11 protein-coding genes are annotated in these 13,263 nt (G+C 39.2%); all 11 read right to left on the bottom strand.

Annotation, left to right across the window (positions count from 1 at the left end; translation table 11 throughout):
• Position 1 precedes the first annotated feature (1 nt).
• The gene (locus ACI6MV_RS01045) at positions 2 to 1,012 is read right to left on the bottom strand and encodes a Gfo/Idh/MocA family protein (protein WP_407267928.1); all 1,011 of its coding nucleotides are present in this window, start codon (positions 1,010 to 1,012) and stop codon (positions 2 to 4) included.
• A 32-nt stretch (positions 1,013 to 1,044) separates the two neighbouring features.
• The gene (locus ACI6MV_RS01040) at positions 1,045 to 2,028 is read right to left on the bottom strand and encodes a Gfo/Idh/MocA family protein (protein WP_407267927.1); all 984 of its coding nucleotides are present in this window, start codon (positions 2,026 to 2,028) and stop codon (positions 1,045 to 1,047) included.
• Between the two features lie 38 nt (positions 2,029 to 2,066).
• Positions 2,067 to 3,281, bottom strand: a complete 1,215-nt coding sequence (locus tag ACI6MV_RS01035) for a BNR-4 repeat-containing protein (protein WP_407267926.1) — start codon at positions 3,279 to 3,281, stop codon at positions 2,067 to 2,069.
• 20 nt (positions 3,282 to 3,301) lie between these two features.
• Positions 3,302 to 4,774 (bottom strand): arylsulfatase, encoded by a 1,473-nt coding sequence (locus ACI6MV_RS01030; protein ID WP_407267925.1) that lies wholly within the window; start codon positions 4,772 to 4,774, stop codon positions 3,302 to 3,304.
• A 35-nt stretch (positions 4,775 to 4,809) separates the two neighbouring features.
• Positions 4,810 to 6,033 (bottom strand): GNAT family N-acetyltransferase, encoded by a 1,224-nt coding sequence (locus tag ACI6MV_RS01025; RefSeq protein WP_407267924.1) that lies wholly within the window; start codon positions 6,031 to 6,033, stop codon positions 4,810 to 4,812.
• Between the two features lie 57 nt (positions 6,034 to 6,090).
• Complete coding sequence (locus ACI6MV_RS01020) at positions 6,091 to 7,548, bottom strand: sulfatase family protein (protein ID WP_407267923.1); 1,458 nt, start codon at positions 7,546 to 7,548, stop codon at positions 6,091 to 6,093.
• Between the two features lie 67 nt (positions 7,549 to 7,615).
• The gene (locus ACI6MV_RS01015) at positions 7,616 to 8,620 is read right to left on the bottom strand and encodes a Gfo/Idh/MocA family protein (protein WP_407267922.1); all 1,005 of its coding nucleotides are present in this window, start codon (positions 8,618 to 8,620) and stop codon (positions 7,616 to 7,618) included.
• A 55-nt stretch (positions 8,621 to 8,675) separates the two neighbouring features.
• Positions 8,676 to 9,581 (bottom strand): Gfo/Idh/MocA family protein, encoded by a 906-nt coding sequence (locus ACI6MV_RS01010; protein ID WP_407267921.1) that lies wholly within the window; start codon positions 9,579 to 9,581, stop codon positions 8,676 to 8,678.
• 27 nt (positions 9,582 to 9,608) lie between these two features.
• The gene (locus ACI6MV_RS01005) at positions 9,609 to 10,475 is read right to left on the bottom strand and encodes a carbohydrate ABC transporter permease (protein ID WP_407267919.1); all 867 of its coding nucleotides are present in this window, start codon (positions 10,473 to 10,475) and stop codon (positions 9,609 to 9,611) included.
• 13 nt (positions 10,476 to 10,488) lie between these two features.
• Positions 10,489 to 11,454, bottom strand: coding sequence for an ABC transporter permease (locus ACI6MV_RS01000; RefSeq protein WP_407267918.1), 966 nt, complete (start codon positions 11,452 to 11,454; stop codon positions 10,489 to 10,491).
• 72 nt (positions 11,455 to 11,526) lie between these two features.
• Positions 11,527 to 13,125, bottom strand: coding sequence for an extracellular solute-binding protein (locus tag ACI6MV_RS00995; RefSeq protein ID WP_407267916.1), 1,599 nt, complete (start codon positions 13,123 to 13,125; stop codon positions 11,527 to 11,529).
• Positions 13,126 to 13,263: the final 138 nt, after the last annotated feature.

Raw genomic sequence — 13,263 nt, 5'->3', positions numbered from 1 at the left:
CCTAGTTTTTAGTCAATGCAAATCGATTGGTCTTCTTTACACGTTCGTCTGCCTCAATCGTAGATCTAGTAGCTAGTAATATATCTTCATGATTCACAGTTGATACTTCACCATTAATACGCTGAATAAAATCTTTAGTAATCGTATTCGCTGGTGATTCTAGCTCAACTTTTCTCAACACTTCATCATGGGTAACAAGTAATAACATTTCTTCGGAGGCTACTAATGGATCCCCTTCTAAACGAATTTCTGCAACACCCTCTGTTCCCGTGACAAAAATACGACAGTCTCCCCATGTCCAACTACTTTCCGGGTTATACCAATCTGCATAAAGCTGGGCTAAAATATGTCCATCCATCTCAACTTGAAGATTTGCCGTGTCAAAAAAGTTAGGGTATTCAGGCAATATATTTTTTGCCATTAAACCGTTTGATTCAATTACATTTTTACCAGTTAGCCATCTGAGCAAGTCATAATCATGCACGAATAAATCAATAACAATTCCACCACATTGTTCCTTCGAAAAATGCCACTGTGGCCGATTCTTAGGGGTTAGTCGGTGTGGTTTACGCATACTAATGTTTACGATACTTCCTAAATCACCGCGATCCAGCATCTTTTTTAAAGTATAAATACTAGCTCGAAACCGTTCAGTTAACAGCATTCCAATTTGAATATGCCCTCGATCTATGACAGCTTTTAGTCTCTCATAAGCTTCTTTACTCGTCACCGCAGGCTTGTCTATCATGACATGCTTACCGTAACCCTCACACTTCTCGATAATGTCAATCTTTTCATTATTAATTTCTGCACAACCTACAATATCGATCGACTCATCTAGTAATGTTTCCATATTAGAGACAAGTGATAGTTGAAACTCTTCAGCAATGTTTGTAGCTAATGTAACATTTTCTTTTTCATAGATTCCAGCGCATTCGTGACCTAAATCGAGCATTTCTTTTATAAAAATGCCTATATGTGCGTGCTGGCAACCTATAATGGAAAACTTCATGTATCCCACTCCTTATTATTTTTTGTCACACTCTATCTTCTAGACAGTATTACCTCATGATCTGTCTCGTAAGATTCATAGATACCTTCAACTACTTCAATAATAGATTTGGCATATTGGCCCGAGCTGCTCAATGGCTTTACACCATCTATTGCTTCTATTAACTCTTTAAATTGCAAGTGAAAGGGTGGTGCAGACACTTCAACTTCAACTTCATGGAACTCATTTCCTTTGCTGATCCATAACCCTCTACTTGTTTGTAGTTTAATCATGCCATTGGTAAAAATAAATTCTGTTTCGTGTTTTGGGACACCAGCATATCCAGATTGAGCTATGGAAATAGGCACTCCATTTGTTGTTTCCAAATAAAGGAGACCACTGCCTTCCACATCTCCTCTGTCGCCGTAATAGCTAAGTTTTGCTTTTACTTTAGCGATACGCTGTCCAGTAATCCATTGTATGTTGTCGATGGAATGACTACCTAAATTCATCATGATTCCACCGCCAGCTTTATCCTTTTCCAAAAACCATTGTGGTCTATTCTCAGTAAAATAATGAACATGCCGTGTGTCATTAATCATGACAAGATCGCCTAGATTTCTTTGCTCGATTAGCTCCTTCGCCTTCATATTCTGTGCGATGTAGTGTTGCGTATGACCAACCATCAGCTGTACCCCGTTTTTTTCCGCTGAAGTGATAATTTCTTCACATTCCGACATGTTCATCGCCATCGGTTTTTCCAGCAAAATGTGGCAATGACGATTCGCACTGAAAACGGCTGCCTCTTTATGTAGGAAATGCGGAAGCGTAATAATGACGATATCCGGCTTTTCCTCGTGAATCATCTGCTTATAATCGGTATAAGCCTTCAATTTATATTGTGCAGCCAAATCTTCAGCCCTTTGCGCATTAATATCTGCAATTGCAACTGCTTGCATTCGGTCCATTTCCTGAATAAACTTCAAATGACTTTTGGCAATCTTACCTGCACCTAATATGGCTGTTCGAAAGTTCATGGCATCCTATCTCCTATCTGAAAATCCAAATAATATCTCTACTTTAAAAATTTAATTGCCATGTCATAGTCCGTATAATGGATGTATCTACCTTGCAGCCAAAACAAATGAGAAATATGACTAGTAGCGCCTTTAGAAACGATTGGCCGTACGTTATTTAAGGTTGAATGACTCGTAACAACCTCCACGTTCCAATTATCACCATTATCATTTGTCTGCCATTGTTCAATTTCAAAGATCCCATTTACTTGTTTGGATAGATAGACAATTGTTGGATCAGCGTGATCGAGAATAATTCCACCAGAATAATAAGGTTCGGATTCTTCCTTTCCATCCGGTGTTTGTGGAAACCAGCTACCTGCCGAGGTAATCTCCTTACACTCCCATTTTGTTCCTGTCCATCGTGCATAGTGATAACGGTGGTCAAATGTAGTATGGAAGACAGCATAGACAATTATTGGATTCTCCTCTTCGTCTAAAGCAATGTCCCAAATCCATGCCTTATTTCCTGTTAAACACGCATCATAAACTTGATCCACATCTGATGGTGCTATGGGTAGCTTTTCAACATTATTAATTTTAGTTCCATCGAGGTTATAAATAGCCCCTGCATAATAGTAAGCACAATAAATGCTGTTAACCGCCTCCTTATTCGGATGGCCGTCTGTAAATGCAAAAAATATTTTATCGATATCATTGGAAACATATTTAATATACGGTCTTGCACCACTTCCCGTTATGAGCGTATTTACTTCGCTCCAATGGATCCCGTCGTTTGTCTTCGCGAAACTAGGCTTAAAATTCCCACCACGCCAGAACAGATAAATAGTATTGTCTTCCCCTTCTAATTGAATTGGGTTAGGGTAAGTATAGCCATGATTCCCCTCCGAATTTCCAAGGATCGTCCGCTCTTCTCCCCACATTGAAATATCTTCTGGACTTACAGATGTACAATAAAACAAACACTCGCCAAGGTGCGCCGAATAATAAATCGTGATATAACCCTCTTTTGTCACTAATATTGTTGGGTTTGCGTGGTCATCTATTTGAAGATTAGCTTTTATTTTAGTTGATTGAATTTCACCTGTATCATGATCGTAGTAACCGATGACAACATCACCCATTTTGGTTAACCACCCTATATATGTCCGCTTGTAAACACCCTCGTAGTAAACAGCTCTTGGATCTGCAAAAAAACACCAAGCACCATCATTCGTTAACGTCCTTTGTTGTGATAGTTTTTCTGTATCCATTCGATAAGCTCCTTTAATTCTTAAAATGGGAGGGGATGCATCGCCAGTCTCTCTTTATAGCTTGGTGACATAATGGGAGGTCTCCCGGCCTGGCACACAAGCTGATCACCTTCAGTAAGACCTAAATTTCGCCTTGCAAGTAAAGTGACTAATCGGTTCCTCCATTTCACGAGCATCTGTTCATACGCTTTAGACCCAGCTAGATTATTTAATTCACCAGGGTCTTTCTCCAAATGAAATAGCTGCTCTTCTCCTATTCTAGGGAGCCAAATGTACTTATACTTACCATCCGTAAGATATTGCATTTCTTGTTCTTCTGCATAACACGTACTATGTTCCCCGTGTACATAATTCCGCCAAGTTGTTTCTGTACCTGACATAAGGCCGAGCACACTCTTTCCATCCACACTATCAGGTATGTCCGTACCTACAGCATCTAAGATAGTCGGCATCACATCTTGAAGCGTGACGGGAGCATCTACTGTTTTTTGCTGCGGTATTCCAGCGGACTTTGGCAGCCGAACAATAAAGGGAATGTGTGCAGAACCCTCATAGGCATAGGTTTTTCGCCATAGATGGTGGTCACCTAGCATGTCACCATGATCAGATAAGAATAAAACCATGGTATTATCGAGCTCTCCTATCTTTTTCAAGAAAATGAGCAAGCGGCCAATCTGATGATCGATATGATTGATAAGACCGTAATATCCTGCTCTTGCTCGCTGGATTTCTTCTTCTCTACGCTTGCCTCGCCATGCTTCTGGACGAGCAGCATCAGCTAGCACATCATGACAAGAAGCCCAATCACCGATAAAAGGTTTGGGAAGCTGTTTGTTTTCGTATAAATGAAAGTAATAGGCTAAAGCATCGTAAGGAGAATGCGGTCTAGCAAAGGATGTCTTTAGAAAAAAGGGGTTGCTAGGATCTCTCTCCTTCAAAAAACGAATCGACTCATTCACTGTCCAATTGGTTGGATGAAGGAATTCTGGTGCGTGATAAGGACGTGCCATCCATGAATTCCAATCAATACCATGATCCGTAATGCCGTAATCCCCATCCTTGTGTTGATCAAACCACTGCTTGTAGTCTGATACAAAGTTTGGATCCTCTTCCCTTCCTGATTCATCTATGACGGTATGGTGAAATCCATTCAATGATCGTTGCGGAAAGAAGTGCATTTTGCCGATCCCTTGTGTATGATAACCTGCTTTAGCCAATTCACCTGGGAGCGTATGTTCAAAGCCGATTCCCATTGGGCCTTGCCCTTTACCCATTCCAAGAACCCCTGTGTTCCACGGATCCATCCCTGTTAATAACGAGGCGCGAGCTGGAACACACGATGGACTAGGCGTATATGCCTTGGTGAATACAGTGCCTTCTGATGCCATCCAGTCTAAATTAGGTGTCTCCATCACTTGATTACCATAACAGCCCAACGTATCGAATCTTTGTTGATCGGTCATGATCAGCAGTACATTCATCTTCCTCCCCATAAGCGGTACTCCTTTCCTCTAAGAATTCTTTCAACTTAACAAAAATCTAATTGATGATATTCCCATTTATAATGTGGGACTGCATTGGCTAGCTGATCTAGAATATTCTGATTTCCGTTATGCACGGTGATCGTCCCTTCCTTTACTCGAGAACTAAAATCAATTCTCCCCATCAGCCATTTCGTCAATGTACTTTCCTTCATTTCTAAAGTAACAGTTTGCTTATTTGGGCTGTCCTGATTTGATTTTAGTGCAATAAAATCTTGCTCGGGTGTCCAAATCTTTAATTCCACACCAGGCAAGACCAAATCGTCCTTCCATAGCTTTTGAAACAAGGCCTTTGAATTAAAGCTTTTACACATTACTTGAATCCCCCGTTGGTTCGATTCAAATCCAAGTGTCCTTAACAATGGCAAGAAAGGGTGGTCGTCTCCAGTATTAATGGATAGTCCTTCTAAACCCAATTTATCAGCAAAGGAACAAGCAGCTTCTAAAACTACCTTCATATTCGACTCGTTAGCGTAAGTAGCTGCCATTTCTAAAATAGTTAGTCTATTTTGTGCATATTTCCTAATAGGCTTTTTTTGAGTGGAAGCAATTAAATAGGCAATCATTCTCCCTTGCTTCTTCAAAGCTAATAAATAGAAATTTGCAGGTCTTGATGCAAAATAAGTCGACTCCAAGGCTTCCTTCCAGTATCCTTTTTCTCTTTTTGGAAAGCCAGCGTAGGTATAATAGGTGTCCTGAAAGATTTCTAATAAATTTGCCTGATTTGCAATGATGTCTTGTTTACCTTCTGTGATCTCTACTTGTGGATGCTGCTTGGAGATGGATAAATCAACGGAATGGTTTCTTGTATAGAGTAAATCAACGTGTCCTGTCTTTTCGTAAAAATGATACGCCTTACTTCTTTCATCTCCCCGGTAAACAAATAATGCGTCTGCCTTCCCTTGCAAAAACTGGCCAGCAGCATCAATCATTTTGCCACCTACACCCATGCCTCTATATTCCTCTTTTGTACCGACTGCATTTTCAAATGCAGCGGTGATCGTTAGTTGTGGAGTTATTTTTACTTGTTTCAAAAACATAGGGATAAAACCAACTGGTTCATCCCCTGCATATGCAAGGGAACCAGTTTTTGGGCCGCCACGATTCCAATCTTTTACGGTTATTGTTGGAAATATATTATTTCGAATATCGAGGGCATTTTGTAAATTGTCGTTTGATACCTCTTTTGACACAATGTCGAGAATTTTCATATGCGCATTCTCCTTTATATTCGCTCTTCTACATGGTAAATCTAACTTGCACGGCGCTTACCTTTTGTCGTAGTTTCCCGTCACAATGGTATGCTTTTCCTCCAAATAATCTGCTGCGGAATCCCAACCCTCGTCTCGTAAACGTTTTACCCATCGTTCCAATTTTATATATCGAAATGGACCTCCAGATTTCATGACATCCTGCATCGGATCAATCATGAAGTGGTGACGATCAACATTCGCCTGTGCCCACTCCGCGATCCGATGATCCATTAAATTTACTATTTCCGGATATTCAGTTGCTACATTTTTTATTTGGTTTGGGTCTGTCTCTAAATCATACAAAACGACATGCGGAAAATCATAAAAACCACTATCATAGGTGCGAATAAACCACCATTTCCCATCCCAAACGGCGCGTTGGCAAGCATATAACCCATGCTCTAAAACGAGATAATCTCTATCCCAACTCGTACTATTATCCTTTAATAGATTTGAAAATGATTGGCCATCCCAGCCATGTGGTATATCCAACCCTGCCACATCGGCAATAGTTGACATGACATCGACATTATAAATTAACGCATCACTTTCAGTATTTGCATGGGTAACACCCGGCATTTTAATAATAAGCGGAACATGATGGACAGATTCGGTTGCCATCCCATGCTCTAAATAGATGCCTTGTTCTCCAAAGGATTCACCATGATCGGCGCTAATAATAAAACACACTTCCTCTTCTAAACCGACTTCCGTGAAATAATCTACTATTTTCCCAATTTGCTCATCCATAAAGTGAATACCGCCATTATAGCCATTAATCAAATTGGCCAGATCTTGGCGGTCTTTAATTTCCATTGGCATGGAATCTGGAAGCTTAGGGTTTTGTGCCCAATGTAAAAAAGAAGCTGATTTTGGATGTGCCATTTTGCGATGTACTTGAATCGTCTCATGATCAGGAAAATCAGAAATCGGTTGATCCTTAAACTGTTCTATGTGCTCTTTAGGACACGTATAGTTTGTATGTGGATCCCAGAATTGAATATGAAGAAAATAATTGTCCTCTTCACCATACTGCTTTAACCAATCCAATACATGCGCATTCACTTCATCGGCATCCTCTGCACCACCCTTTAATGTATGGGCGTGCACTTCACTCCAACCTGCCAAATACCACCTTGCCTCATGTCGATCACCAAAACTAGAAAACGTTACTGTCTTATATCCTGCTTGACGCAAATACCGAGCAAACATCGGATAACGTTTACTATGCTCACTTCCTTCAAAATCACAGCCTTCTCCCCAATGTGTTAAGGCACCATTGTTTGCAGCGAAACGAGCCGAAGCAAAATTCGCCCTCGAAGGAACACAAGGTGAAGCTGCGCAATACACCTGGTTAAACCTCATCCCTTTTTCCGCAATACGATCTACATTTGGAGTCGTTTCTCTGTGATAACCATAACACCCCATGTGATCTGGTCTTAATGAATCGACATCGATATATATGATTCTCATATTCTCACCTCTAGTTTTCTATGAATAGAAGACTTGAGCACACACGACTTAACTTGTTCTACATCGATTAACTCATCATCTTTTTTCGTTGATTTCTAGATGATTCGTACGTGCCAAGAATGATTTCAAGTGATTGAATGCCGTCACGTCCTGTAACGATTGGCTCTCTGTCTTCTCTGATCGCCAGTGCCATATCTCTAATTTGTAAACGATGGCCATCCGGAATCACTTTAAAGGCTTCAAATATCGGTATTTCTACTTCGCCCTCAACTAATTCTAATTTTGTGATTTCCCCACTTGATAGGATCAGTGTTCCATTTTCCCCATGAAACGTGAGTGAATCAGGTGTCTTATACGCTGTCGTGGAAGCCTCGATTACACCCATTGCACCATTTTTAAAATTCAACAACGAAATGGCTGTATCTTCGACCTCGATGTTGCGCAAAACTGCGCCGATTTGGCCATAGCAGGATGCTACTGGACCAGCAATCCATTGCAGCATATCTACTGTATGAATTCCTTGATTCATCAATACTCCGCCACCATCTATTGCCCAGGTTCCACGCCAACCTGCTTTGTCGTAATAGGCTTGTTTCCGGAATGGCTTGATATAAGCTGAACAAAGACTAAGCTTTCCTAATCCTCCACCTTGAATAAATTCTCTAACATACTGGACGACCGGTGACATTCTCCAAGGAAATACTGCAGCTAATTTCACTTCATTTTGCTCACACATCTCAATCATCCGATACGTATCTTCTATTTTTAACGCCATTGGCTTTTCACATATAACGTGTTTACCTGCCTTAGCTGCCTTGATTGTTTGTTCCGGATGCATGCCACTCGGTGTACAGATACAAACTACATCAATATCATCTTGACTTAGTAGCTCATCATAATCCGTATAGGTTCGGACACTATATTGATCTGTATACTTCTTCATATACTCTTCGGAGACATCACAGATGGCAACTAACTCAGTTTCTTCCAATTTAACAATTGCTTCTATATGAAATTCTGATATCACACCGCACCCTAGCACAGCGAAACGAACTTTTTCTCTCGATCTCATGATCCATCACAATCCTTTATGAAAATTTTTAAAAGTTCAAAATTCGAAACTATACTTATAGATGTACAGACTTTCCAGTTTCTCGGCTTTCATTAGCCGCTTCGATAAAGCGAATGACCTCTATGGTTTCTTCTGGCTCAATAGAAGCCTTCCCTGTCTTAAATAAGTTTAGAGCATCTTCTACTAAACCTGCATAAATTGGTTTCTCTTGTTTCGTAGCATAAATAAAATCGGTTTCTGATTCTCTATGAATGGAAGCACCAAACAGTTTATTCCCTTTTCTGTTTCCTCGAACGGTTCCGATTCTTCCGTCCTCCCAAACACCGATCACATACTCATAATCCTCGTTGGTTGTGGACGTAACTTGTTTACAACCCTTACCCATAATTCGGTAGAGCACATCAATGGAATGGATACCGTACCAATACAGTCCAGGAAGCTTCGGCTGTATGTTCATTGGTCCGAAACAGTCAGCACCGATCACATCACCAGAACCCTTATCGGTCAAATTATTTTGCAAATTTTCCGAAAATCTTATAGCTGAAGCGCTCATTAATGGAACATTATACGCTTTCGCTAGTTCAAACATCTGTTTTGCTTCATCGGTTGTAACCGCAAATGGTTTATCAATAAAGGTAGGTTTTCTAAACTTTACAATGCGTTGAAATAAGTCTAAATGGACACGTCCATCAACAGCAGTTAAGAATATGGCATCGGATTTCTCCGCTACTTCTTCCGGTGTGCTTAAGATTTCCACACCATGTTCATCCCGAAGTGCTGCCGTAATTTTATCCACTCTGGAATAGCTTACTTCCAAATCTGGCGATCCCCCTGCATAAGCTACTTCAATTTTCCCTCCTGGAACATGAAAAGGATGGGAAGGATCATTTAATAATTTTGTAAATGCTTCACAATGTGATGTATCTAGACCGATCATCCCTATACGCAAATTAGTATGCAAAAAAACTCCTCCTATTTTTTGTGTTGACTATTCTTTAACGGATCCAATCATAACGCCTTTCACAAAGTATTTTTGTATGAACGGATAAAACAATAGAATTGGTAATGTAGATACAATGATTGTCGCAAACTTAAAGGATTCATCTATAATGGCATCTCCTCCTGATGACCCTGTAATCGCACTGTTTTGAAACTGACCTTCTAGTACCAGATTACGAATTATAACGGTAAGCGGATATAAGCTTTCTTTATTTAGATACAACAGTGGGAACATAAAATTATTCCATAATGCTACCGCATAAAAAAGAGATATAGTAGCTAATACAGGTTTAGATAGTGGTAGAATGATACGTATAAATACACCCATATCATTGAGTCCATCGATTTTAGCACTTTCTATCAAATCCTTAGGAATCCCTTTGAAAAATGTACGCATAATTATTAAATTCCATACACTAACTGCCCCAGGTAGTACCATAGCCCATATGGTGTCTAATAAGTGTAATTCCTTCACCACTAAAAATGTTGGGATCATCCCACCTTGAAACAACATCGTAAACACCATAAACATGGTAATCGTTTTTTTGAAAACCATTGGTCTTGATAGCGCATACGCACCCATTGAGGTGACCGACATCGAGATGAACGTCCCAAGAACTACATATAAAATCGTATTTTTATAACCCGACCAAATACGATGATCCGATAACACAACTTTGTAATTGTCTAAATTAAATCCCTTTGGCCAAAACGTTACACTATTTTGTAGTACATAAATATTTTCACTTAGTGATACGTTTATCATATAAATGAAAGGATACAAGCATACGGAAATCATGATAAACAGGAAAATGATATTTAAGTAGTCAAACCAACCCATTTTTTTTCGTCTCATATTCGAATCCTCCTTACCATAAACTGTTATCTGTCAGTTTGCGGCTAAAGTAATTGGCAGAGCATACGAATATCAAACTGATGATACCCATAAATAAGTCAATTGCTGTACCGTAACTGAAGTTCCCTTGGACTAAACCTACCCGATAAACGTAGGTAGAAATAATATCTGCTGTTTCATACGTAGCTGGATTGGCTAATAAATATACTTTTTCAAAACCAATATCTATCATTCTACCGATATTTAAAATGAGCAATATGACGATTGCTGGTGTGAGTCCTGGTAGGGTAATATGTAGCATTTGCTTCCAACGGTTTGCCCCATCAATCGATGAAGCTTCATACAGTGATGGATTAATTCCAGATAGTGCAGCTAAGAAGATAATCGACCCCCAACCTACATCCTGCCAAACCTCAGAAGTTACATAAATGGAACGGAACCAACCAGCCTCTTGAAGAAAGTTAATCGGTTTAAATCCAAAATATTGGATCACTTCGTTCACCATTCCTGATGTTGGTGATAAAAACATGGTAACCATGCTTGCCACAACAACTGTAGAGATAAAGTGAGGCAAATAACTAATTGTTTGAACAATCCGTTTATATATAATAAAACGTAGCTCGTTTAGTAACAAAGCAAGAATAATAGGTGCTGGAAAACCCCAAATAATTTTATATACTCCTAATAAAAATGTATTTCTTATAATCTCCCAAGAATCTGGATTGTGAAAAAACAATCGATAATACTTGAGGCCGACCCATTCACTATCCCAAAATCCTAAAAAGGGATTGTAATCTTTAAATGACACGATAATCCCAAGCATTGGTATATATTTAAATATGAAAAAGTAAAGAACCGCAGGAGCGACTAATAGCAGTAAATATTTATCCTTTGAAATTTGTTTTAAGAGCGATTTCTTTTGGACCTTTTTTGATGAATACTTTAATGAAGCTTCTATTGGAGCAGTAGGATTAGACACCGATTTGACACTCCCTTTCTATCGTTGATTTTTCTGGATGGCAATGTGTATTACCATCCAGAATGAGATTTATTATTCGATTGTGCCTTGACGCTTCCAAGCTACTGTGTACGTATCGATTACTTTTTGCAACCCTAAGTCTTCTAATTCCGAAATAAATTGATCATATTCATCAAGTGAACGATCACCGATGATGAATTTCGCTATTTCTTCCTCGTAATGCTTCTTAACCGCTTCTCCTTCTACAGACATAACTTCTTGTTCTTCTTTTGTAAAAGTAGGTTTTACTATTTTCTCTGGATAAGCAGTTTCTGATATGGTTTCGTACACTTCTTTTTGTTCATCATTCATCATGGAGTAAGCAGCTTCAGGATTGAAGTAACCATAAGTTCCGTATGTTCCCATACCAGTTTTTACTCTTAAGTCATCGAAACTAATGTAAGTATCGACGATTTTCTTTTCACCATTTTCATTCACAAATGTCTGGCCTTCTTCACCCCAACTCATTGTTTCAATACCTTCATCAGAGTATAGGAAGTCAATATATTTAAAGGCAGCATCCATATTTTCAGAAGTGGCAGCAACTGCAAGACCTTCACTATTGTAATAAGCATCTATTACATACCCCGGGCTTCCGGCACCAGCTGGTGGTTTCATATAAGCCATTTGTCTACCTTTACCCTCTGTAAACATATTATTGAAGTAATCAATTCGACCAATATAATCGACTGTCATAAATGAACTATCTGTTGCAACATATTCTGTCCACTGCTTTGTATTAATAGAAAGCCAATCTGGTGGGATGAGTCCTTCATCATAAAATGTATTCATTCTTGTCACCAATGCTTTGAATTCATCTGTAGTCGGTCCGAATTTTACTTCTCGTGTTTCTAGATCTGGAAAATAATTATTATAGGTTCCAAAACTCATAGATATATTACCAAATGCGCCTATACCACCTCTAAAAACTAGTGGAAAACTATCTGGATAAATTTCTTTCAGTTTCTTACTTACATCATATAGCTCATCCCAAGTTGTAGGAACTTCTAGACCATTTTCTTCAAAAACGTCCTCTCGATATTGCCAAGCACGTTGATTTGAAAAACTAGATCCTTCTGCAATTGCTAAGTAAACAGCTCCATCAGGAAGAGTTGCTCGACTTCTTACATCAGGATTTTCTTCCCAGAATTTTTTAAGATTTGGCATTTTATCCAAGTGCTTTGTTAAGTCAACAAATGCCCCTGCCTGACCATATTTTGAATCATCGCCTGACCAAATATTGAATAAATCCGGTAAATTCCCTGATGCCATCGTAATCGATAATTTATCTGCATATTCTCCAGAAGGTGGCTGTCCTTCAATGGTGATATTAGTTTTTTCTTTGATCCAATCCCAAATAGGCCATTCATCTTGATATGGCCAGCTCGCATGCGAAGCCAAGAACAGTTTTAGATTTGCGCCATCCTCTGACCAATATGTGGGCTTTTCATCTTGTTGTTGATTGTCGGGTGTTTTGTCGTCGGCTGTTTGGTTACCATTATCATCATTTACTTCCCCATTATTTGTATCTTGGGTGTTTTGATCATCTGCTGTAGAACTATCATCTGAACATGCAACAATTACTGTCATCGTCAACAGTAATACTAGTAAAAGGAAAAACTTTCTCAACATTTAATTACCCCTCTCTTCTAATAAGGTCCAATCTCATAATTACCTTATATAGTCATTTGCAACGTCATATAGTTTAGGAACGATCTAACCCCACTATCTTTCGTTGTCAGAGACGTTAAATAAGTATTATAAAATTGA

Source organism: Radiobacillus sp. PE A8.2 (genome assembly GCF_045635475.1).
GTDB lineage: Bacteria > Bacillota > Bacilli > Bacillales > Amphibacillaceae > JBJGXI01.
The sequence above is the reverse complement of the archived record's forward strand: the minus strand, read 5'-3'. Positions and strand labels throughout refer to the sequence as shown.